Source organism: Mycobacterium sp. 236(2023) (assembly GCF_029623955.1).
In the GTDB taxonomy this organism is placed as follows: domain Bacteria; phylum Actinomycetota; class Actinomycetes; order Mycobacteriales; family Mycobacteriaceae; genus Mycobacterium.
The window spans coordinates 1-23,189 of sequence record NZ_JARSBP010000007.1 but is presented as its reverse complement, the minus strand read 5'-3'; the positions used below and the strand labels follow the sequence as shown (position 1 = coordinate 23,189).

At 62.1% G+C, this 23,189-nt stretch carries 21 protein-coding genes and 1 pseudogene; 16 read left to right on the top strand and 6 right to left on the bottom strand.

All coding sequences use genetic code 11. From position 1 onward, the window contains the following. The first annotated feature begins 12 nt into the window (after positions 1 to 12). From P9A17_RS25160 to P9A17_RS25130, 7 genes are all read left to right on the top strand, one after another. Positions 13 to 1,215, top strand: a complete 1,203-nt coding sequence (locus tag P9A17_RS25160) for an amidohydrolase family protein (RefSeq protein WP_278041480.1) — start codon at positions 13 to 15, stop codon at positions 1,213 to 1,215. Positions 1,216 to 1,303: 88 nt separating this feature from the next. Next, on the top strand, positions 1,304 to 2,935 hold the full coding sequence (locus tag P9A17_RS25155) for an AMP-binding protein (RefSeq protein WP_278041479.1): 1,632 nt from the start codon (positions 1,304 to 1,306) through the stop codon (positions 2,933 to 2,935). Positions 2,936 to 2,943: 8 nt separating this feature from the next. Further along, entirely contained in the window at positions 2,944 to 3,792 is an 849-nt protein-coding gene (locus P9A17_RS25150) for an amidohydrolase family protein (protein WP_278041478.1), read from the top strand. Next, positions 3,779 to 4,846 carry an acyl-CoA dehydrogenase family protein gene (locus P9A17_RS25145; RefSeq protein ID WP_278041477.1) on the top strand — a complete coding sequence of 356 codons (1,068 nt, stop codon included), beginning with the start codon at positions 3,779 to 3,781 and terminating at the stop codon, positions 4,844 to 4,846. Before P9A17_RS25150 ends, P9A17_RS25145 begins: the two co-directional genes overlap by 14 nt. Positions 4,847 to 4,848: 2 nt before the next feature. Next, on the top strand, positions 4,849 to 6,051 hold the full coding sequence (locus P9A17_RS25140) for an acyl-CoA dehydrogenase family protein (protein ID WP_278041476.1): 1,203 nt from the start codon (positions 4,849 to 4,851) through the stop codon (positions 6,049 to 6,051). Positions 6,052 to 6,060: 9 nt separating this feature from the next. Then, a complete protein-coding gene (locus P9A17_RS25135; RefSeq protein ID WP_278041475.1) occupies positions 6,061 to 7,074 on the top strand; it encodes a Rieske 2Fe-2S domain-containing protein in 1,014 nt (337 codons plus the stop codon). Between the two features lie 9 nt (positions 7,075 to 7,083). Then, positions 7,084 to 8,322 (top strand): cytochrome P450, encoded by a 1,239-nt coding sequence (locus P9A17_RS25130; protein ID WP_278041474.1) that lies wholly within the window; start codon positions 7,084 to 7,086, stop codon positions 8,320 to 8,322. Here P9A17_RS25130 and P9A17_RS25125 read toward each other — a convergent pair. Then, the gene (locus P9A17_RS25125) at positions 8,309 to 9,391 is read right to left on the bottom strand and encodes a dihydrodipicolinate reductase (protein WP_278041473.1); all 1,083 of its coding nucleotides are present in this window, start codon (positions 9,389 to 9,391) and stop codon (positions 8,309 to 8,311) included. The genes P9A17_RS25130 and P9A17_RS25125 overlap by 14 nt on opposite strands. Before the next feature lie 224 nt (positions 9,392 to 9,615). On the opposite strand from P9A17_RS25125, the gene P9A17_RS25120 reads away from it, so the two are divergent. The 7 genes from P9A17_RS25120 (at position 9,616) to P9A17_RS25090 (ending at position 17,180) form a co-directional block, all read left to right on the top strand. After that, a complete protein-coding gene (locus P9A17_RS25120; RefSeq protein WP_278041472.1) occupies positions 9,616 to 10,254 on the top strand; it encodes a hypothetical protein in 639 nt (212 codons plus the stop codon). Between the two features lie 112 nt (positions 10,255 to 10,366). After that, positions 10,367 to 11,245, top strand: a complete 879-nt coding sequence (locus P9A17_RS25115; protein WP_278041471.1) for a mycofactocin-coupled SDR family oxidoreductase — start codon at positions 10,367 to 10,369, stop codon at positions 11,243 to 11,245. Positions 11,246 to 11,308: 63 nt separating this feature from the next. Further along, positions 11,309 to 12,370 (top strand): NAD(P)-dependent oxidoreductase, encoded by a 1,062-nt coding sequence (locus P9A17_RS25110; protein WP_278041470.1) that lies wholly within the window; start codon positions 11,309 to 11,311, stop codon positions 12,368 to 12,370. Positions 12,371 to 12,516: 146 nt separating this feature from the next. Next, a complete protein-coding gene (locus tag P9A17_RS25105; RefSeq protein ID WP_278041469.1) occupies positions 12,517 to 13,800 on the top strand; it encodes an amidohydrolase family protein in 1,284 nt (427 codons plus the stop codon). Between the two features lie 64 nt (positions 13,801 to 13,864). After that, the gene (locus P9A17_RS25100; RefSeq protein ID WP_278041468.1) at positions 13,865 to 15,106 is read left to right on the top strand and encodes a cytochrome P450; all 1,242 of its coding nucleotides are present in this window, start codon (positions 13,865 to 13,867) and stop codon (positions 15,104 to 15,106) included. 7 nt (positions 15,107 to 15,113) lie between these two features. Next, the gene (locus P9A17_RS25095) at positions 15,114 to 15,965 is read left to right on the top strand and encodes an NAD(P)-dependent oxidoreductase (protein WP_278041467.1); all 852 of its coding nucleotides are present in this window, start codon (positions 15,114 to 15,116) and stop codon (positions 15,963 to 15,965) included. A 102-nt stretch (positions 15,966 to 16,067) separates the two neighbouring features. Next, positions 16,068 to 17,180 (top strand): NDMA-dependent alcohol dehydrogenase, encoded by a 1,113-nt coding sequence (locus P9A17_RS25090; RefSeq protein ID WP_278041466.1) that lies wholly within the window; start codon positions 16,068 to 16,070, stop codon positions 17,178 to 17,180. Between the two features lie 94 nt (positions 17,181 to 17,274). Here the strand turns inward: P9A17_RS25090 and P9A17_RS25085 are convergent, their stop codons facing one another. The 3 genes from P9A17_RS25085 to P9A17_RS25075 are packed head-to-tail and all read right to left on the bottom strand — an operon-like array spanning position 17,275 to position 19,252. Next, positions 17,275 to 18,210 carry a hypothetical protein gene (locus tag P9A17_RS25085; protein WP_278041465.1) on the bottom strand — a complete coding sequence of 312 codons (936 nt, stop codon included), beginning with the start codon at positions 18,208 to 18,210 and terminating at the stop codon, positions 17,275 to 17,277. A 41-nt stretch (positions 18,211 to 18,251) separates the two neighbouring features. Further along, on the bottom strand, positions 18,252 to 18,998 hold the full coding sequence (locus tag P9A17_RS25080; RefSeq protein WP_278041464.1) for a hypothetical protein: 747 nt from the start codon (positions 18,996 to 18,998) through the stop codon (positions 18,252 to 18,254). Next, positions 18,995 to 19,252, bottom strand: a complete 258-nt coding sequence (locus P9A17_RS25075) for a hypothetical protein (protein ID WP_278041463.1) — start codon at positions 19,250 to 19,252, stop codon at positions 18,995 to 18,997. Before P9A17_RS25075 ends, P9A17_RS25080 begins: the two co-directional genes overlap by 4 nt. Before the next feature lie 578 nt (positions 19,253 to 19,830). On the opposite strand from P9A17_RS25075, the gene P9A17_RS25070 reads away from it, so the two are divergent. After that, positions 19,831 to 20,688 (top strand): DUF2637 domain-containing protein, encoded by an 858-nt coding sequence (locus P9A17_RS25070; protein WP_278041462.1) that lies wholly within the window; start codon positions 19,831 to 19,833, stop codon positions 20,686 to 20,688. A 270-nt stretch (positions 20,689 to 20,958) separates the two neighbouring features. After that, positions 20,959 to 21,876, top strand: a complete 918-nt coding sequence (locus tag P9A17_RS25065) for a TIM barrel protein (protein ID WP_278041461.1) — start codon at positions 20,959 to 20,961, stop codon at positions 21,874 to 21,876. 29 nt (positions 21,877 to 21,905) lie between these two features. On the opposite strand, the gene P9A17_RS25060 is transcribed toward P9A17_RS25065, so the two are convergent. Both P9A17_RS25060 and P9A17_RS25055 read right to left on the bottom strand, forming a co-directional pair. Further along, on the bottom strand, positions 21,906 to 22,673 hold the full coding sequence (locus P9A17_RS25060; RefSeq protein WP_278041460.1) for an enoyl-CoA hydratase: 768 nt from the start codon (positions 22,671 to 22,673) through the stop codon (positions 21,906 to 21,908). Between the two features lie 373 nt (positions 22,674 to 23,046). Beyond that, positions 23,047 to 23,189, bottom strand: a pseudogene (locus P9A17_RS25055) (pyridoxal 5'-phosphate synthase lyase subunit PdxS); the annotation flags it as partial.

Genomic DNA, 23,189 nt, shown 5'->3' with positions numbered 1-23,189 from the left:
AGGATTCCCCAAATGTCTCTGGACTACCTGGCCATCGATGTCGACAACCACTACTACGAGCCACTCGATGCGTGCACCCGTCACCTGCCCAAGGAATTCCGCAAGCGCGGCGTTCAGATGGTGCAGGAGGGCAAGCGGGTCACTGCTGTTATCGGCGACACCGTGAATCGCTTCATCGCGAACCCGACCTTCGATCCGATCATCGTTCCGGGCTGCCTTGATCTGATGTTCCGCGGCGAAATCCCTGACGGCGTCGATCCCGCCTCGCTGATGAAGGTGGACCGCCTCGCCGAACACCCCGAGTACCAAAGCCGCGAGTCCCGCATCCCGATCATGGACGACCAAGGCATCGAAACCGTTTTCATGCTGCCGACTTTCGTCTGCGGCGTGGAGGAAGCGCTCAAGGGCGACATCGAGGCCACCATGGCGACCGTCCACGCGTTCAACCTATGGCTGGACGAGGACTGGGGCTTCAACCGGCCCGACGGCCGGATCATCTCGGCGCCGATCATCTCTCTCGCCGACCCGGTGAAAGCGGTGGAAGAGGTCGACTTTGTCCTTGGCGCCGGCGCCAGGCTCGTCCTCGTACGGCCGGCTCCAGTCCCGGGCATCGTCAAGCCGCGTTCGCTGGGCGATCAATCCCACGACCCCGTCTGGGCTCGACTGGCCGAAGCGGGCGTACCTGTCGGATTTCACCTCAGTGACAGTGGTTACCTTCAAGGCGCGGCAATGTGGGGTGGAAAATCCAAGTTCGAACCCTTCATGGGGCCGCCCGACCCACTCGATCAAATCCTGGTGGACGACAGGGCAATTCACGACACCATGGCCTCCATGATCGCCCACGGCGTCTTCACCCGTCATCCAGATCTGCGCGTTGTCAGCATCGAGAATGGGTCCTACTTCGTCTACCGCTTGATCAAGCGGCTCAAGAAGGCGGCAAACAATCACCCGAAGCTGTTCCCGGTGGATCCCGTCGAACAGTTGCGGACCAACGTCTGGATCGCCCCCTACTACGAGGATGATCTCGCCACCTTGGCAGAGGCCGTCGGCGTCGACAAGATCCTCTTCGGCTCGGACTGGCCTCACGGTGAAGGTCTGCAGTCCCCGGTGTCATTCACCGAGGATCTGACAATGTTCAGTGACTCTGATGTCCGCAAGATCATGCGGGACAACGCCTTAGATCTTCTCGGCGTCTCGGTGACAGCTAGAGCCTGACCGAGCCGGACACGCGGAATGGCCGCGCAGAGCGGTCACCGGATGATTTGCCGCCAACGCAGGCGATCGAACGACACAGGGGTGTGTGGTGAGTGAGTGGACTATAGCCGCGATTTTCGACGCGGTGGTCGACAAGGTGCCGGATCGGACCATGACCATCTGTGGTGATCGGCGGCGCACGTTCGCCGAAGTCCACGACCGCACGGTACGGCTTGCCAATTTCCTGACAGCGTCGGGGCTCGGCGCTCGGTACGAACGTGATTCTCTGCAGGACTGGGAGTGCGGCCAGGATCGCGTTGCCCTGATCATGCACAACGACCTGTATCCCGATGCGGTCATCGGATGTCTCAGGGCACGCACGATTCCCGTGAACGTCAACCACTACTACACGCCCCGCGAAGTGGGTGAACTCCTGGCCTACATCAAGCCCACAGCTGTCATCTTCCATCGCAGTCTCGGGGCCAGATTCGCGGCTGTTCTGGAAGAACTGGCCGTACCTGTGATGCTGTCCATCGACGACGACAGTGATGCGGTACAGCCCTTCGGTGCAATCGATTTCGACACCGCCCTCGCAGATTCGGATGCCGGCAACGCCTTGATGAGTTCACCCGATGATCTGCTGATGATGTGCACGGGCGGTACTACCGGTAGGCCCAAAGGGGTCCTGTGGCGTCAAGGGGATATGTATGTCTCGTCGATGAGTGGGGATGACCATGAATCGATCGACGACGTTTACGCACGGGTCGCAACGGTTGCGGCACCGTGGTTTGCGCTCTCACCACTCATGCACGCCGCCGGCATGTGGACCGCGTTCAACGCGATTCTGGTGGGCATTCCGGTTGTCGTCCACGACAGCCGGCAGCCTTTCGACGCGCGAGGCGCACTGGAAATCGCTGAGCGCGAGAAGGTTTCAATGATGACCATGGTCGGCGACGCTTACGCAGCCCCGCTCATCGAGGAGCTCAATCGGCATACCTATGACCTGAGTTCACTCGCCGCCATCGGCATCGGAGGCGCGGCAACCAACGTGAAGCATCAGCAAGCGCTGCTCAACCATCTGCCACATATCACCCTCGCCAACGGCTACGGCTCTTCGGAGACTGGGAACATGGGCTTTGGCCACAGCCAGATCGGCGACCGCAAAGACACTTTTGCACTGCGCGCGGGTACGGTGGTCGTTTCCGACGATTACGCCCGTTTCCTGAAGGCGGGAGATACCGAGATCGGCTGGGTGGCGCGCTCCGGTCGAATTCCATTGGGATACTTCGACGATCAAGCTGCAACGCAATCAGCGTTTCGGCGCGTCGAGGACATACGCGTGGTCATCGCCGGCGACCGTGCTCAAGTCGAGTCCGACGGAACTTTGCGTCTGCACGGCCGCGATTCTCTGGTCATTAATACTGGCGGGGAGAAGGTGTTCGTCGAAGAAGTGGAGGAAGCGCTGCGCGCACATCCGGCGGTCACCGACGCTCTGGTCGTCGGCCGGCCCAGCGAAAGGTGGGGGCAGGAGATTGCCGCACTCGTCTCACTGCGCGAGGTCGTAAGCCCCGTGGCGCTGCGCGAACACTGTGCTGAATCACTGGCGCGCTTCAAGATTCCCAAGGAGATCATCGTTGTAGACGCCGTTAGGCGACTCGGCAATGGCAAAGCTGACTACCGCTGGGCCAGAACGGCAGCTGCCCTGACAGTACCGACGCCGACCGAGGCGACCGCCGGATAAGGGATGACATGACAAGCGTAATCGACTGCTTGGTGAACGTGCATTTCGGCGAGATGGCTCAGCAGCCCGAATTCATGCTGAAGGTGCGCGATGACTATTTCAAAGGTCCCACGTCACTCTACGACCAGGTGGAGTTGCCCGAGCTTCTGGACGAAATGGACGCACACGGCGTGATGCGGGCGGTGTTGATGGACAACCTCGGCAAGCCATCAGTCACGGCGCGCAAGTTCGTTCAGGAATGCCCCGAACGACTAAGCCTCGGCGTCGGCGGTCTTGATCTGTTGCGTCCGATGCCGGCGCTGCGTGAGCTCACAGCGCTGCGCCGTGACTTGCCCGTCACCTACGCGGCGGTGGGTCCCAGCTTCTGGGGCGACGGACAGTACCCGCCCAGCGATGCCATCTATTACCCGCTGTACACCAAATGCGCCGAGCTGGAGCTTCCGCTGTGTGTGAACACTGGACTGCCGGGCCCGCCGATCCCCGGTGAAGCGCAGCACCCCATTCACCTCGATCGCGTATGCGTCCGTTTTCCTGAGCTGAAGCTCTGCATGATTCACGGCGCAGACCCGTGGTGGGACGTCGCGATACGGCTCCTGATCAAGTACCAGAACCTAAGCCTGATGACGTCCGCATGGTCACCCAAGCGGTTGCCGGAGAGCCTCCTGCATTTCATGCGCACACGCGGCAAGACGAAAGTCATCTTCGCTTCCGACTGGCCGGTGTTGCGGCAGAGTCGCGTCGTCCCGGAAGCCCTGGCGCTGGACTTGCCGCCCGAGGTCATCGACAACTATCTGTTCAACAACGCCGACAATTTCTTCTTCGCGGCACAAGGGGATCGAGCGCATGGACCGATATGAACTACGCCGCCTCGATTACAACTTGACCCAAGACCAGGTAGACCTGCAGTCGGCGTATCGCGATTTCTTCACGACACATTGTCCGATCGATACTGTCTGGGCCGCCGAGGGGACCGGCTTCGACAAGGGACTCTGGGAAAGGCTTTGCGGTACAGGTGCGACCAGCATGGCAATACCCGAGTCAGTGGGCGGCGACGGTGCCACGCTGGTCGACCTCGCTCTTCTTGCTGAAGAGATCGGGCGGGTTCTGGCGCCCGTTCCGTGGGTCGATCATGTCTGCGGCGCACGACTGTTGGCGAATTTAGGGGCGCTGGACGACGCGAGTTTCGCCCAGGAAGTGATCGATGGCCGAGTGGTGGTCGCGCTTGACGCGAGAGTGCGGCCGACGGCAGGACCGCTGCTAGTCGGCTGCGCCTCAGTGGCAGACCGCGTCATCATCCGTGACGGTGATGATGTCGTGGCACTGACTTTTGCGACCAGGCCGCCCAAGGTCGACAACCTCGGGCATCTGCCGATGGCATGGGTAGACCCGGCACAGGCTGACACCCGCACCGTGGTCGGCTCGGGACACGAGGCCGCGAGGATCTACGAACGCGCACTCGATGAATGGCGCCTGCTCACCGCGGCATCACTGGTCGGATTGCTTAGTGCAACCCTCGACATCGCCGTTCAATTCGCGAAGTCCCGTTTCACGCTGGGCGTGCCGATCGGCACTCTTCAGGGGATCTCACACCCGTTGGCGAACATTGCGATCGCCATCGAAGGTGGCCGTAACCTCACTCGCCGTGCAGCGTGGTATCTCGACAACGAGCCGCTCGAGCGTATGGACCTCGCCCCGTCAGCATTCCTGTACATGGTGGATGAGGCCGCGAAGGGAGCGACCCTGGCGGTCCACGTGCAGGGCGGTCTCGGCGTCTCAACGGAGGCTCCAGCCACTGCCTATCTGGTCCGCGCCCGCGGCTGGCCCTTGGGAGGCGGGGACCCAGGGGCCACCGCGGTCGCCATCGGCAGGCGGATCGCCCAACGCGAAGCAGCAACCCAAGGAGCAAGTTGACGATGGACTTCTCCCGTGTGCAACTGTCTGATGACGATCAAGCGTTTATCGATGAAGTCCGTGACTTCCTCGCTACTCATGTCACCGATGAAGTGCGACAACAGGATCGCGAAACCGGCGACAACTTCAACGAGCGCGTTCACCTGGCGATGGGAGCGGCGGGCTATCTCGAGCGCGAATGGCGGCCGGAGACGGACGGGGGATTCACCCGAACGCAGAGACGGATCTGGGAATTGGAGAAGCGCCGCTTCGAGGTTCCGTGGATCACGTGGGGGACCACGGCGATCGTCGCACGGTCGGTGCAGTCTTACGGGTCGCCCGAAATCCGGGACCGGGTGCTCGCCGGAGTCTTCGATGGCAGCGTGCGTATGTGCCTGGGGTATACCGAACCGGAGGGTGGGTCCGACATCGCCACCTGCAAAACCAAAGCTGTACGCGATGGAGAACAGTGGGTCATCAACGGCTCAAAGATGTTCACCACCGGCGCGCACAACTGCCAGTACACATTCTTGATCACCAACACCGATCCGAGCGCGCGAAAACACCAGAGCCTGACGATGTTTCTCGTGCCCTTGGACGCTCCTGGCGTCGAGATCCAAGGTATCCGCACCGTCGACGGCGATCGGACCAACATCGTCTATTACAGCGACGTCAGGATCGACGACACCTACCGACTGGGCGACGTGAACACAGGCTGGACGGTATTGCGTGAACCGCTCAGCACCGAACACGGAGACGTCGCTGCGGCACCAGATGGGCTCTCCGACGTGTCCATCATGGACCACCAGGCCGGCTTCCTCGGGCACGCGCTTGATGTGGCCGCCCATGTGGCTGCCTCGTCCGACGGCGGGCAAGCGTTGATCGAGGACGATACCGTCGCCTACCGGCTGGGCAAGTCCAGTGCGCGCTTCGAAGCGGCCATATCCACGCCGACCATATTCGGCAGGGTCGCTGTCGCGCAGGCGATGCGGGATTGCGCACCAGACCTCATGGACCTTTTGGGCACGGAATCGTCACTGTCACACGGTGTGCCGGGCGCCGCAGACGAAGGGCTCGCTGGCTACATCTACCGCTTCGGACCGCTCGCGGGTATTTACGGCGGAACGTTGGAAGTCTTCCGCAACATGATCGCGCAGCACGTGCTCGGCCTCGGGCGGCCGAATTATTCGCCAGCCGAGGCCACACAACAGTTTTCGAAGGTTTAGGAGGACTGCATGAAGGTGCCATTCACGTGGAAGGTCACCGGATGGTTCATGATCGGATGGTCGGCGGAGTACGAAGTCGGTGCCGTGAAGGCATTGAAGTATTTCGGGGAGGACCTCGCTGCCTACCGTGACGACTCCGGGCAACTGCACGTGCTGGAGGCGCACTGCAAGCATCTGGGTGCGCATATCGGGCACGGCGGTTCCGTGGTTGGGGATTGCATCGAGTGTCCTTTTCACGGCTGGCGATGGGGTCCGCAGGGAGATAACACCTACATCCCGTACCAACCGGATCGTCCCAATCGCGGTCTGAAGCTGCGCTCCTACCCGGTCAAGGAACAGTACGGCTGCATCTTCATGTGGTACCACCCGAAAGGCGAGCCGCCTCGATGGGAACTGCCGGATATCTTTCACAAGTTCCCTCAGTTCGAGACCGACCCGGCGCGCTATTACCGCCCGTATCCGGAGTTCTCCAGCCGAGCGGACGCCATCCCGGTGCATCCCCAGATCGTCGCCGAAAATGGTCCTGACAGTTCGCATTTCCGCTACGTGCACGGAGCTACGGTGACTCCAGTCTGTCTGCACTGGGAGCACGTCGACGAAGAGTGGCGATTCCTGACCGGATGGCCCGACGCCCGCAGCGACGACCCGGACAAGATGGCTTTGCGCATCCACTCCCACTTTTCGGGTCTCGGATTCGCGATGAGTGCTTTCGAAGGATCAAGTAATCATCGCTTGATATTCGCCTGCACTCCGGTCGACGATGAAGTGTCTGACATGTTCTATTCGATCTGGTGGCCGAAGATCGATGGTGACACCTCAGACTTACCACCGGATCACGTGCGTGCTCAGGTGGAACGTCAGTTCCTCAAGACGGTGTGGGAAGACTGCGACATCTGGCGGTATCAGAAGTACATCGAGCGCCCAGCTCTGGCCAAGATCGACGCCAAGCCGTACATGGCGATGCGCAAATGGGCAACCCAGTTCTACGAGGATGCCGCCACACCGAGCACAGTATCTGTCTGAGGTATGGCTATGAACTCACCCCTCGTGCGCGAGGCGGCCCTGCTTCTCACCGATCCCGCCGCTAACACCGATGACGCCAGAATTCACGATGCGCTGACCCATCTTCGCGCCAACGCACCCGTGTCCTGGGTGGAGGCGCCCGGCTACAACCCGTTCTGGGCGATCACCAAGCACGCTGACATCATGGCGATCGAACGAGCGGACGAGGTGTTCACGAACGCGCCGCGTCCTGTTCTCCTCAAGGCTGAGCAGGACGCCCTGCACGCAGGCGTCGGGATCAGCACGCTCATCCACTTGGACGGTCCGCAGCATCGTGATCTTCGAGCTGTCGGCGCAAATTGGTTTCGCCCCAAGGCAATGCGCGCGTTGCAGCATCGTGTCGACGAACTGGCGAAGATCTATGTCGATCACATGGCTGAAGTCGGTCCCGAATGTGACTTCGTGCAGGAGGTTTCGGTCAAGTTTCCGCTCTATGTGATCATGTCGTTGCTCGGAGTGCCGGAGCAGGACTTTCCGATGATGCTGCGCTTGACTCAGGAGCTCCTGGGCAACGATGACGTAGAGATGCAGCGCAAGGATGCCGATGATGACACGGCCGCCCTGCTCGAGATGTTCGGCTACTTTACAGCGCTGACGGCGTCGCGGCGGGAGAATCCGACCGAGGATCTCGCTTCGGCTATCGCTAATGCTCAGATTGGCGGTGAACCCCTCTCCGACATCGAAATTGTGTCTTACTACGTCATCATCGCGACCGCCGGCCACGACACCACGACCGGGACGATCTCCGGTGGGCTCCGGGCGCTGATCGACCACCCCGTCGAATTGGCGCGTCTACGGGCGTCACCCGACATGATGACAACCGCCGCCGAGGAGATGATCCGGTGGGTCACCCCCGTGCGAGCATTCATGCGAACTGCGCAGCGCGACAATGATATCCGGGGGGTCCGGATCCGCGAGGGTGAGTCGGTGCTTCTGTCCTATCCCTCGGGAAATCGGGACGAGGAAGTCTTCGATGACCCGTTCCGGTTCGATGTTGCGCGTACTTCGAATAAGCATGTGGCGTTCGGGTACGGGGTCCATTTCTGTCTGGGTGCCGCCCTGGCCCGCATGGAAGTCCGCAGCTTTTTCAATGAACTGGTGCCGCGGCTGGACTCGATCGAACTTGCAGGTCCGCCCGAGCATATCGCCTCGACCTTCGTGGGCGGGCTCAAGCACTTGCCCGTGAAGTACGCGATCAGGAGGCGTTGAATCTCGGAGCGAGGGTCGGGCCCGATAGCGGTTGTGCCGCAACGCCGAAGGGTGCGTGGATCACCGCGGGCATCGCGTTGACCGCAGCCATTGCTGTCGCGACGATGCCCGGGTTGGCTCCGTCATCGGGTAGGTGAGGATCCAATGTCAGCTGCATCGACATCTGCGGTCTGCCGTGGACACGATAGACAAGGGCGGCGTGTGTCGTGGCCCCCTCTGGCCGAGGCCACCGTTCGGGCCACGGCGTGGTCGACACGGTGGCGAAGTACTGCACCGCCACAACGGGTCGATCATCGACCATTCCCGCAAGTTGCCAGCGATGCGCACAGATTGTGCCGCGTGCGATGACACCCACCGCCGTCGGCAGATCGTCGGGCGCCAGTTCGGTTTCCCAGTCGACTTCGACCCGGTCGAGTGTCAGCCCCAACATATCGGCGATGTAGCGAACCACTGTCTCCCAGTCTGCGCTGACCTTGCCTGAAGCAATTCGAGTGGGTACGTGACCGTCGGGCTTACCGAACCCCATGGATTCGTGCAGCACATCCCAAATCGGGTAGGACTCGTCCAAACCCAGGGCGTACTCGTCCATTCGGTAGGAGTCGACGCGCCCGGCGCAGGCCAACAGCGCGGTAGGAACGTTGAGGCTGAGCACTCCAGGTTCACTGCCGGTCGCGTAAAAGGTGGATCGGCCTCGCTGCGTCGCTTCTTGGAGGGCGGCAAACCAACCGGGCGGCGCGGTCGGTGGATACACCATCGGAATCACCGAAATAGCAACGACATTAATACCGGCTTCTAAAAGTCGCACAAAGTCACCCACTGCGTCGGGTTCGCGCCGCACCGCGGTGGCGCAGTAGCAGACGCACGCAGGCGCGAGCGCGAGAATCTCGTCCCACTTATCGGTAGCCATCACACCTGTGACCGGCATGCCACATAAGTCACCGGCGTCGACGCCCACCTTGGCTGGAGTAGACACATGGACCCCGACCAGTTCGAGGGCGGGGTCCTCGATGATTGCCCGCAGCGCTTCCCGTCCGGTCAGACCTGTTCCCGCGTGAACAACGCGATGCATTGCGCAGCTCCGATCTTTATCACTCACCTCGCCTTGGCATGCCCATCCGGGAGAAGCGCGGGTCGGACCCGTGTGCCTGGCTGGCAAGCTCGTATGCCACGCTATTGTAAAAGATCTATAGATTTACGAGTTATGATCCGATGGTTGTAGTGGGCACTATCGAAACCTGAGGCGGGTATATGGAGACGCGAGAGCCTCGTCGGACGGCGAGCGGCCGGAGAAAGATGGAGAGAGAAACGGTTCTCGACGCGGCTCTGGATCTCGCCAACGAGGTCGGGTCCGTCGAGTTCAACGTGACCGAGCTCTCTCATCGTCTTGGTATCAGTACAACTGAGATCGGTCGGGAGTTTCTCAGTCTAGGCGGCCTTAGGCGAGCTGTCGCCGAGCACGCGTGTCGTGACTTCCCCGTGCCCAGCCTCGCTTTCGATATCGCGAACTGGCGAGAAGGCCTGCGCGACAGTGCATATCAGATGCGGCTTAGGCTGCAATTGAACTCCGCTCTGGTCGAGGTCGTCGGCGCGCGCGGCGGTCCAGATTGGGTGACGTGCCCTCGTTGGAAGCGCGAGTTGGAGGCCACGAGTAGCGCGCTGGAGAATGCCGGTCTGACTTGTTCCGGCTCTGCGGAGGTAGTTGCCGCCCTGGAGCGGCACGTTTTTGGATGGGTCGCTGTCGAACGGCTAAAGCACGTCAATTCTAGGTATCCCGGTCTTCGGGAGTCTGAAGGATCCGACGCCGATTGGGAGTCGGCTGATCGACGCGTCGCATCGCTGATCGTCGGAGGGGTTAACGAACGTGCTTTTGAATTCGGACTGGATTGCATTCTCGAACATGTGGCGTCCTTGATCGATGCGGACGCCATCTGACGCCCGCAGCCGCTTTACAACTGATACCTATAGAGATTTAAATGACGCTGTCCGCGCGATGGGATACACCCAGTCGCCGAGTCCGTGTCAGCTGCGAAAGCTTCGAGGAGCCATGGGAAGTCGTCTCAACGGCAAGGTTGTATTTGTTACCGGCGCGGCGCGTGGTCAGGGACGCGCGCACGCTGTCGAGATGGCGCGCGAGGGTGCCGACATCATTGCTGTCGACATCTGTGACCAGATCGAGTCGAATAAGTATCCGTTGGCGACCAGCGATGACCTCGAAGAGACATGCCGACTGGTCGAGAAATACGGACGTCGGTGCATAACGCACAAAGCGGATGTCCGTGAAAGGCCAGAATTACGAGAGGCCCTCGACGCCGGCGTAGCGGAGCTAGGGCACCTTGACGTGGTTGTCGCCAATGCAGGGATCCTGCCCATGGCGATGGGCAATCCCCAGGCGTCGGACTTCGTCGATGCCACAGATGTCGACCTGGTAGGGGTCCTGAACACTGTCGCAGTATCGCTACCCCATATCGCTGATGGCGGGTCGGTCATCGTGACGGGCTCGACTGCGGGCATGATGCCCGGCACGACCACGGACCCGCTTATGGGACCCGGCGGTGCGGGGTACGCGTGGGCCAAGAGCACCCTGATCAGCTATGTGGAGCAGATGGCACTGCACCTCTCGTCACGGATGATTCGGGTTAATGCCATTCACCCCACGAACGTCAACATTCATCTGCTGCACAACGACGGCATCTATGCGGTGTTCCGACCGGACCTGAGGAAGGCCAGGAAACCGATCGCGCGTGAGGACGCCGAGCCGGCGTTCAGTTACTTCCAGGCGATGCCAATCCCATATGTTGAGCCCGAGGACATTGCACACCTCGGCGTATATCTCGCCAGCGATGAATCGCGGTATGTCACCGGCCAGCAGATTCGGGTCGACGCAGGGGCGATGATCAAGTTCCCGAACGGACCTGCGGCTTGATCGATCCCGGGCTCTTGTCTTTATGCCTTTGGTAACTCGGAGTTTTGGAGGGATGAACCGCTGATGCCAACTGACTCCGTCTTGGTAACGGGCGCTTGTGGACTTGTCGGTGCCGCCACCGTCAGAATGCTCGCCGAGCAGAACAGACACGTGGTGGCAACCGACCTGCAAACGCCGGCAACGCGGAAGGTCGCGGCGTCCTTCAGTGAGATCGTCGATGTGCGATTCGCGAACCTGGTCGATCCGGTCGCTGTCGAAACTCTGCTACGGCAGGTGGCGCCGCGCGCGGTTATCCACCTCGCCGCCGTCATCCCGCCGCTGATCTACGCCCGCCGCGATGTCGCCCGCAACGTGAACGTCGGCGGCGTGGCGACATTGCTGCGAGTCGCCGAAAAGCTCCCCGAGCCACCACGTTTCATCATGGCGTCTAGTGTCGCGGTCTACGGCGCACGCAATCCGCACCGCACTGCTGAGGTGCTCACCACGACTACGCCTGTAAACCCGACAGACCTCTACGGCGGACACAAGGTCGAGGCGGAGACGCTGGTGCGTAATGCGCTACTTGAGTGGGTGATTCTGCGGCTCGGCGGGGTTGTGTCAACCGATCCGGGGGCGCAGTCGAACTTGGACAATATGTACCTCGAACGGCTACTGCCGGAGGACGGAAGGGTGCAGACGGTCGACGTCCGCGACGTGGCCAGAGCATTCGTGTCCGCCTGTACCGCCGACGTCGGTGGCCAGACCTTGCTCATCGGCGGCCCCGACGAAACCAACAGGCTATTGCAGGGCGATGTCGGTTCGGCGATGGCCGCGGCAATGGGCCTCGTGAACGGCGTGCCCGTCGGTTTAGCGGGTGATCCTGACGACGATTCGGCCTGGTTCACCACCGACTGGATGGACACCACCCCGGCTCAGGAAGCGCTCGGTTTCCAACGAAACTCCTGGCCCGCCATGATGGCGGAGATCGCTTCCAACTCCGGGTGGAAGCGGGTGCTTCTGCGCGTCGTCGCCCCGGCGTCACGGCTGGTTCTCACACGAATGTCGGCGTACTACGGCAAGGGGCTGCGGTGCGCGGATCCTTGGAGTGCGGTGCGCGACAAGTGGGGGGATCCGTCGCCTGACTGACCGCGCTACGGCACGGAGCGGTAGTGCGGCGCAATGCGGATGCTGTAGAAGCCTCACGCTCGCCGGGTGCTGTACGGTAACCTCAACAGTAGACAAAACCTCTAGATAAATAACTGCAGACTTCGAAGATCGGAATGGGGCACGTCATGAATAAGGACGACATGGTCCTCGTCAGCGTCGACGACCACATCGTCGAGCCGCCGGACATGTTCAAGAATCACCTGGCAAAGAAGTACCTTGATGAGGCACCACGGCTGGTGCACAACGAGGACGGTTCGGATACTTGGCAGTTCCGCGATGTCGTGATCCCGAATGTGGCGCTAAATGCCGTGGCTGGTCGTCCGAAGGAGGAATACGGCCTCGAACCTCAAGGACTCGATGAGATCCGGCCGGGGTGTTGGCAGGTCGACGAGCGAGTCAAGGACATGAACGCCGGCGGGATCCTGGGTTCGATGTGTTTCCCGTCGTTCCCCGGCTTTGCAGGACGGCTGTTCGCGACCGAGGATCACGAATTTTCGCTGGCTCTGGTGCAGGCCTACAACGATTGGCATGTGGAGGAGTGGTGCGGGGCCTATCCGGCACGATTTATCCCGATGACGCTGCCGGTCATCTGGGACCCGGTGGCATGCGCCAAGGAGATCCGGCGCAACGCCGCGCGCGGCGTGCACTCATTGACCTTCACGGAAAACCCTGCAGCTCTTGGCTATCCGAGCTTCCACGATTTCGACTACTGGAAGCCGATGTGGGATGCCGCGGTCGACACCGACACTGTAGTCAACGTACACATCGGATCATCGGGACGACTGGCCATCACTGCCGACGACGCACCGATGGACGTGATGATTACGCTCCAGCCGATGAATATCGTGCAAGCCGCTGCGGACCTCCTGTGGTCCCGACCCATCAAGGAGTACCCAGATCTGAAGATTGCGTTGTCAGAGGGCGGCACCGGTTGGATTCCCTACTTCCTAGAGCGCGCGGATCGCACCTTCGAGATGCATTCCGGTTGGACAGGGCAGGACTTCAAGGGGAAGCTGCCCAGCGAGATCTTCCGCGAGCACTTCTTGACCTGCTTCATTTCTGATCATGTAGGGGTGCAGCTTCGGAACGACGTGGGCATTGACAACATCTGCTGGGAGGCCGACTACCCGCACAGTGACTCGATGTGGCCGAACGCGCCCGAGCAACTCGACGAGGTACTCAAGCAGCACCACGTGCCTGATGTCGAAATCAACAAGATGACATACGAGAACGCCATGCGGTGGTACCACTGGGACCCCTTCACTCACATCACCAAAGAGCAAGCCACTGTTGGCGCGCTGCGCAAAGCTGCTGAAGGACATGACGTCTCCATACAGGCGCTCTCCAAACACGAGGCCGGAGGGCGTTCCTCCAACGTGTTGAGCGAGGCCACGCGGGGCAACTCCTGAGCTGTCGCTGCACACAACGGTTGTGCAATGTTCAGCATTCTCAGTGACGTGAGAGGTAGAGCGAATGGTGGAGCCGTCGGTGGCCGAGGATGACGTCGAACAACGTATCCGCGAAGCCCAGGAGAGATTCAACACGGGCATGGGCGCCGACGGTGACGCCTCGCCATACCCGCTGCTGAAGGAGTTGCGCGCCAAGGGCGGCGTCCACGGCGGCTGGGTGGAGATGGGCGTGCCGGCCGTTGCGAAGAACGGCAAGAAGACCTTCACCTCCTACTCGTTTGATGCGGTAAAGGCGGTGTTCACTGACAACGTGACCTTCAGTACCAGGATCTATGAAGACATGGTCCGCCCGCTTCAAGGACCCACGATTCTGGAGATGCAGGACCCCGAGCACGCGCTGTATCGCAAGCTGCATGAGTTCGCGTTCGCTCGGTCGTCGATGAAGCGTTGGGACGCAGAACTGGTCGGGCCGCTTGTCGACAGCACGATTGCCAATTTCAAAGATGCCAAACGCGCCGATCTCGTCGATGCTGTCTTCATGCCCATACCCGTGCGCGTCATCGCGGCCTTACTGGGCCTCCCTCAATCCGATATCGGAGAATTCCATCGCCTTGCAATTGATCTACTCGGTTTCCGCGGAGACATGGCCACCGCGATGAAGGCGTCGACGGAGATGAAAGAGTACTTCGTCGGAGTACTGGCCGACCGTCGCAAGTCGCCTCAGGACGACATGGTCACCATTTTGTCTCAGGCCGAGATTGACGGCGTCAGAATGTCTGACGAACAGATCTATGGTTTCATGCGGAATCTGCTGCCCGCGGGTGCGGAGACTACATCCCGGTCGACCGCAACCTTGGCGATGGCGCTGCTGACTCACCCGGATCAATTCAATGCAGTGCGTGCTGATCGCAGTCTTCTGCCTCAGGCGATCGAGGAAGGCATCCGGTGGGAAACTCCGCTGCTGAACTTCGTCCGTGAGGTGAGTACTGACACCGAACTGGCTGGCGTGGAGATCCCGAAGGGATCGGAGATGTGGATGAACCTCGGAAGCGCCAACAGAGATGAAAGCCGCTGGGAAGACGCCGATTCGTTCAACATCTTCCGAGCACGCAAGCCGCACATCGGGTTTGGGCATGGCGCTCACGTCTGTCTCGGGATGCATCTCGCTCGTCTGGAGAGCATCAAGATCTTCAACGCACTCTTCGATGAGCTTCCGGGACTCCGGCTGGACCCCGACGCCGCGCCACCCTACGTCGCCGGCGTCATGTTCCGATCCCCGCCGCGGCTCGACGTCGTGTGGGACTAGACCGCCGATGGTTGCGCCGCTGGCAGGTAAGACTCTTTTCATCTCGGGTGGCAGTCGCGGTATCGGACTGGCGATCGCCCAACGTGTAGCTGCAGACGGCGCAAACGTCGCACTCATAGCGAAAACTGCTGAGCCGCACCCGAAGCTACCCGGAACCATCTTCACGGCGGCCAGAGCCATCGAGGCGGCCGGAGGGCATGCACTGCCGATTGTCGGCGATGTCAGAGACGCTGATGCCGTCGATGGCGCGGTGGCGGCCACTGTGCAGCAGTTCGGCGGCATCGACCTATGTGTGAACAACGCCTCTGCGCTGGATACCTCGCCAGTGGGCGAACTCTCGATGAAGAGGTTCGACCTGATGAATGGTATCCAGGTACGTGGCACCTACGCGGTGTCACGAGCGTGCATTCCACATATGCGGGGCCGCGACAACCCACACATCCTCACCATGTCGCCACCGATCAGATTGGAATCACGGTGGCTGAGTCCCACGGGCTACATGATGGCCAAGTTCGGAATGAGCCTGTGTGCGTTAGGACTTGCGGAGGAGCTCCGTAGTGACGCCATCGCATCCAACACGTTGTGGCCAAGGACTTCCGTGGCGACCGCTGCAATCCGCAACCTGCGAGGAGAGGGTCCATTGCGCCAATCCCGCAGGCCCGAAATCTGCGCAGACGCCGCCTACGCAGTCTTCGCTAGACCGGCCGCACACTTCACGGGTATGAGCCTGCTTTGCGAGGATGTGCTTATCCAGGCCGGGGCGACCGACCTCGACAAGTACAACTACTGCGCTGGAACCGCGCTGCGCGTCGACATGTGGGTCGACTCCGCTAATCCGCCCGGATACGAAGCGAATTGAGCGAGCCGGGTCGCCACGAGACCAGCGCATGGATGACAACCGATCACTACCAAGCAGGCGGATTAGTTGATCAAAAGAGCTAGATATTTCTAGACTGAAGCGGTGAACATGACTGCTGCCATCTTGTGGGAATACGGCTCTGACTGGAGTGTCGAGGAAGTGGAGCTCGACCCGCCGCGCGCCGGCGAGGTACTCGTTTCGTGGGAGGCGACCGGTCTGTGTCATTCCGACGAGCACATCCGTGCTGGCGATCTGCCCGCTCCGCTTCCACTCATCGGCGGCCATGAGGGGGCCGGCATCGTGCGTGAAGTCGGGTCCGGCGTCATCGGCCTAGCGCCCGGTGATCATGTGGTGGCCTCGTTCCTTCCCGCGTGCGGCCGCTGTCGATTCTGCTCCACTGGCCAGCAGAATCTGTGCGACCTTGGCGCGATGATCATGACCGGCACTCAACTAGATGGCACCTATCGGCGACGTGCCCGTGGTCAGGACATCGGTGTGATGGCGCTCGTCGGAACTTTCGCCCAGTACGGCACCGTGCCCGAGGCGTCGGTCGTCAAGATCGACGACGACGTTCCGCTGTCACGCGCGTGTTTACTGGGATGCGGCGTGACGACGGGATGGGGATCTGCGGTCAATACAGCCAATGTGCGACCGGGCGACGTCGTCGTGGTCGTCGGCATGGGCGGTATTGGCAGCGGAGCGGTCCAGGGCGCCAAGCTAGCGGGCGCGGAGAAGATCGTCGTCATCGAGCCAGTAGAAGCCAAGCGGAAGAAAGCATTTCAGTTCGGCGCCACCCACTTCAGCACGGCCTTACCTGAGGCCACCGCTCTAGTCGGCGATCTCACCCGAGGCGTAATGGCTGATTCCGTGATCCTCACTATGGGCCAGCTCAAGGGCTCCACACTCGAAGACGCGGCCAACATGGTCCGCAAGGGCGGTGCGGTAGTCATGACGGCGATGGCTGACTTGGCGGACACCACACCCACGTTGGGGCTGACGATGTTCACGCTGTTTCAGAAGCGCCTACTTGGCAGCTTGTACGGAGAAGCGAATCCACGCGCCGACATCCCCCGGCTTCTGTCACTCTACCGGGAGGGCAAGCTACTCCTCGATGAGACTGTCACCCAAGAATATAAACTCGCCGAAATCAACGAGGCGTACGCAGATATGAGGGACGGGCACAACATCCGTGGCGTTATCGTGCACGATCACTGATTCAGGCGTGATACCGGCGCCTTGTCCGCCGCTCGACACAAACTTGTTAACGAAATGCTACGCATCGGCCGCCTGAATTGATGGTCCACAGGGGTCAGCTACGGGCTCGCCCGTACTTGTCGGCGTCGCGGCCGGTCTTGTTGATCGAATCGATGTACTGGCCGACGTTATCCGTGATCCCGCTAGCGCCAACATCATTGAGCGCCTGATCGTAGGACATGAATTCGCCACCAGGCCGGAAGATGTCGATCTTGGACAGGTCGCCCAGCTGTTGGCGGGCGAAGTTGTCCACCATGTAATAGTGGGCGTAATTCATGTCGGCCGGCGCGGGCGCCTGCGTGGTGCTTTGGGGCACGGGCGGCTCGAAAAGCCGCCTGAGCAGGAAGGTGGCATCCCCGGTGTAACTGCCGACGACAGGTAGATGGCCCGCATCCTGGCTGATCCAGTCAATCCATTTGTTGCGGCGGTCGAAGGCGTTCTGTGCGTCGGCGTTGCCGTCGGTGCGCCGCTCGGTGAACTCCACCTCGTTGGCGGCATCGATGACACCTTGGAGCTGACCCATCGCCTGCATATCCGAGTAGCACGCGCCGCTGGGATCGCGGGCCAGACTGTCGGTGGCCCGATCCTGCAGGAACAGCATGTCTTTCATCGCTTCGGTGTTGAAAAACTGCGCGGCTTCATCGTCGGTGTTCATCAGCGCGAACAGCTGGCGGGTGTGCTGGTTGTTAAATTTGGCCAGTTCGGCTTGGCTGTCGAGCGCCTCGAAGCCTGCGGTCAGGTTTGTCGATCGTCCGACCATGTCGCCGATGTAGGGGTCGAGCATGTGGGCCATGCTGCGCGTCAGGTGCGAGTTCACCTGACCGATGCCGCTGTTGCCGTCGATGTCTTTGAGGGTGTCCCAGTTGTTGGCCCAATAGTTAGCGAAAGCGTGTGCGGTCTCCCCGGAGCGCGTCGCGAGCGCTACGTCGGTGGCATCGTTGGCGTTCTGGATCAGAGCGTTGCTGCTGACCGTCTCGAACATGTCGTTCACCGCGACACCGTCGTCGGCCCACTGGTGGCGGTTGAGGTCGCTCAGGAAGTCGTCGGCACCCGGCCGGTCACCGCGTCTTGCAACGAGATGGAGTCGCGTCCGGCCACCGACAGCATGTGCTGCAACGTGGAGTCGACCCGGTCGTGATACCACTGCGGCCGGTCCTGCATATGGCCGTCGGGGTAGACGGGCATCGTGACCTTCTCCGAGACGTCGAGCAGCTCACGCGACTTGTCCATCAGGCCATCGCTGATGGTCGACCCGGTCTGCAGGGTCGGGTCGGCGGCGCCGACGAACGTGGCCAGGTCGTCGAGCCCCGGCGCCACAGTGGGCGCCGAAATCGGTTGCGGCAGTTGCGGTCCGCCGGGTGGCTGCGGGGTTCCGGGCATCGCGGGTTGGCTCCAGTGCTCGTTGAGCACCGGACCGTTGAGGACCTGCTGGAAGGCTTGCGGAATGTGGGCGGCATCGCCGCGCTGCGGCCCGTCCGGCCTGCCCGGCGCCGCCGGCCCGGCCGCCACATGCGGGTTGGACGCCAACGCAACCGCCCCCGACAGTGCCTGCCCCTGCTCCGGCGACAGCTGGCCGAGCAGGCCGGTGAGCTCGCTGGCACTCTGCCCGTCCAACGAATTCGACAGTGCCGCCAGGTATTCCAGCTGTTCGACCGGGATTTGGGCGGTGTCGCCGCGCAGCAGTGCGTTGCGCTGATCTTCGGTCAGCGTGGTGGCCGGACTGCAGACGCGCCCACGCTTCGGGGCTGAGTTGACCGTCGAGCAGGTCCTGGGCGTCACCGTTGCCGGCCTCTTCGTCCATCGGGACCTCGGGCCGGTCGCCCAGCTGTTCGGCGGTCTCCAGGCCGGTCGCGACGCGGATCGCGCCGGCCAGGGCCGTCGTCGGCGGCGCCGGCGCGCAGCAGCAGGTTCTGGATCTCGGCTTCGATGATGTCGACGCGTTCCTCCATTTTGCGTTGCAGACGCGGCTCCACCGGCATGTAGGACAGTTCGCCGGTCTCGACGTTGATGCTGATGCCCCATTTGTCGGCCATGCGTTGCACCGGGGTCCACTCCGCCTTGATGTCGCGGAACTCCGTTTCGGCGAGTTCGGCGGCCTTAGCGATCGCGTCGCATTCGATGGCATGGGTGTTAGGTCGAGCTGGATGCGACCGGTGGCCTCCAGCGCCGCGTCGCGGGCTCTGCCCTCCCAGGGAGTGGCGGTGACGATGTCGCCGATAGCGCCGGCGGCGTTGCGGACGCCGGCGGCACGGTCGGTGGCGGCCTTGAACACCGCATCGATTGCGTCCGGATCGACGCGATTCAGCTCGGCCAACGACACACTCACCACGAACCCCCATCGGTTCCCCAGCGCGGACCGCCGCCACGGTCTACCCGTGGCACCCTCACCCTCAAAGTGCGGCCACCCCATTCCTCAGCAAATCCACCGTAAAGGAGGTTGCGGGGTGGTCGGCGCACCAGTCATGGGCGGCTGTAGTCGGTCAGCGCGGCGGCGCAATGGTGGCAAGCTGAGGCGCGTACCTCCAAAATCCTGCACATCGCGGCTGCGGGTCCTCCTTAGGCTGATGATGGTGCCCCTGAGGCGCCGTGAATTGGCTGACCGGGAAGGACCATGGCTCTCACCGCCCCGCTCGACCACGGAACTGTCGAACAGCGCAGCGCCGTCCGGTTCTTCTGGTGCTGGCTGGTCATCGCGACGGCGATGTCGGTGATCGGCAATATCGCCCACGCGCTGCTGCACGCCCCCGCCGCCACCGCGTGGCTTGCCGCCGGGGCGGCACTGGTTCCGCCGGTGGTGCTGCTGGCCGCAACGCATTCGGTGTCCGCGCTGGTGCGCGTCCAGGTCGGCGGAGCCATCTACTGGGCGGCGCTGACTATGACACTGGCGCTGGCCGCGTGTGCCTTCGTGTTGTCGTTCGACGCGCTGCGCTCGCTGGCCGTCAGCCTGGGCCTTCCGACCTCGATTGCCTGGCTGTGGCCGTGTGCGATCGACGTCGCGATCGCGCAGGCGACGTTATGCCTGCTGTCGCTGAGCCGGCGGGTGTCAGGTGCGGGAGTGCTCGCGGCCAGCGGAGACGATCAGGTCACAGATGCCTGTGCCGAGATCACCGACGAAACAGGGCCTTCCGACGACGGCGATAGATCGCGCACGGCGGCGCCGGACATGCCCAGTGCGGCGGGCAGCGAGCCGGGCACCGAGAGCACCGAGAGCACCGAGAGCACCGAGAGCACCGACGATCCACCCGACGTACCAGACATCGACGAGGCCGCAGTGCGACGCTGGTCGCCCATTGCCGAATCCCTTGTACGCGAGGGCATCACCGCCAAGGACACCGAGGTCGTGGCCGCCATCCTGGCCCAGCGCGAAGCCGGGATGCCGCCGAGCACCATCGGGCGTACCCACCGCGTGCACCACAGCACCGTGGCGCGCATCCTGTCGGCCGCTGATTCCCGAGGCGCTGATACCTGACCCCGTTGCCTCGCCACGGGGTTCGACGGTGTCGGTCAGAGCATCACAGACTGTCGGATCCTGGTCATAGCATCGCGCCGCGCGACTAAGCGTCTGTCTACCGCAGCGGTCGCGGCGCGTGGTGGCGGCGCCCTCAACCTGCCCGAGGAAGGCGCCGACTGGACCCCGACATGGCGCTGGTGGACAAACACTTTCAGGACGACGCGAGGGCTATCGCAGCGTTCACCCCGTACGGCCGTGCGCTTCCTGCCAGCGCTAACAATTGCGCGGATGAGCGTCGATGAAGTCGGTCAGCGGCGGAATCGCCCGGCGCAAAGCCTGTCGTCCTCAGAGGCGCACACTCCTGTAGTCTCTCTATGTGGAATAACTATTTTGATATGCGAAATAGAAGGGTTGTTGGGGGCGATGGCGGACTTCAGCGTCAACTGCTCGGCGCTGTTTGCCGACGAGGACGTGGCGCTTCGACCACGACGAGCCAGGGCGGCAGGCTTTGGCGCGGTTGAGTTCTACTGGCCGTTTCGCGGTGCGCTCCCGACTGACGCCGAGTTCAGCACGCTGCTAGCGGCCGTCGATGTCGCAGATGTCTCGTTGACCGCCATCGATCTCACCACTCGCACGGCTGCCCGTTCGTTGTGGGAGGACCCGTCACTGTGCCGGCTGTATCGGGCAAGTTGCGATATCGCTTTCGGCATCGGAAGTGCGCTCGGGACGACAACATTCACGGCGGCGTACCGATTTCACGACGAGACCCACGTTGGCGACACGTTGAGCGTGGTTGCCGCGAACATCGGCTACGCTGCGCAGGTCATGGCGCACATCAATGCCGACATCGTCGTTGACCCTCTGGACGGGGCACAGTCCTGGGATGCGACCATGTCGGCCATCGCCCTCGTCGACCGTGTCCGCGCCGAGTTTGATGTTGACAATGTGCTCGTGTCGGCCAATGTCGACCATCGCGCCGTCTCCTGCGAGGACGTGGTGAATCTCGTTGCCGCGCGGGCTGATCGCGTGGGGCACGTGCGCATCACCCGAATGCCGGAGCTTCCCGCCCTCGGCTGCAATATCCCTGATGTAGCTAGATTTGCCGCACGGCTTGCGCAGTCGGGCTACGAGGGACAGATCGCTTTGGCCTACAAGGGACAGGTCGGAGACCCATTCTGGTGGATACCCCGATCGCAGCGCGCTTGATCGGCTCCAGTAGGTCCTTGATCTGATACTCACGCACCGGTCCAGCGTGGTGTCGCCTTTCCGTGAAATGCCGCCGCCCCGATGGCGAAATCGGTTGAGCCGTACACTTTGGCGATCACATCGTCGGCGTCGACGCCTTGGACGGATGCCGTGATTCGGCGCAGTGTCTCCTTGACCGACCACATCGTCAGCGGTGCGTTCGCTAGGAGTCGTTCAACGAGCCGCTCGGCTGCGTCATCGATCTCGTCGGCGACGCTGCTGAGGAATCCCGCGGCACGGAGCTCCTGCGCCCCGAGCAGTCGCGACGTCATGAGCATGTCGACGGTGCGGGCGTGACCAAGCTGGCGTGTCGTAAGCGCCAAGCTTTGTACTGAGACAGTGTTGCCGAGTGTGCGGGCGATGGGAAAGCCGAACGAGGCGTCTGTCGTGGCGAGGCGAAGGTCGGATGCGAGCGCTATCAGCAGACCTGCTCCGACGCAAAAGCCCTCGATCAGCGCAACGACAGGGACGTCAACGGCAAGCAACGTCCGGATGGCGGCGTCAATCCGCCTCTCGTAGTCGACGCCACGGTGTGCGTCGAAATTCTCGAACTGTCCGATGTCGGTACCTGCGACGAAGGCTCGGCCTCCGGTTCCGCGTAGGACGACAAGGCGAATGTTGTTGTCGGCGTTGGCTCGTCGACAGGCATCCTCCAGTTGCCGGTACATGCTGAAGGTCATCGCATTGCGTTGCTCGGGCCGGTTGAACCGGACGGTGAGCACGGTGCCTGTATGGCTGAGCGTGGTCTCAACGGTCATTGCGAGTGCCTCAATTCCGGCGGCCGAGGGTTGAACTGTAAACGGTTATATTCGACCCGTGTCGCGCTGTGGCGTGCCCAAGGACTCGTGACGTTCTCGGTCGCTCCGCAGGTCTCATGTCCGAATGCTGCGCCCGAGGAAGTCGTCCTCAGGGTGCTGTCGGTGAAGGCGGCCTGGTCGCAGTTGCCGACGGACACAGCTGCCGCTCCGGCCCTCCCATGCGTGGCACGCAGCTGTGCAGTCGCAGGACCTACGGACACTTCCCCGATGCCGGCGATGAGCTCGAGACGGTCGCTCATCGGCGTGCCCTCGTCTGGGAACCTCTCCCCCGGGAGGCGGCATCCACTCGATTCGACCCAGCACACGTCAAGGCTTACCAGCCGCGTGCTGCGAGGCGGTGCGGGACCGGGATGTCGTCGACGTTGATGCCGACCATCGCCTCGCCCAGACCGCGCGACACCTTGGCCAGCACATCGGGGTCGTCGTAGAACGTGGTCGCCTTCACGATCGCGGCGC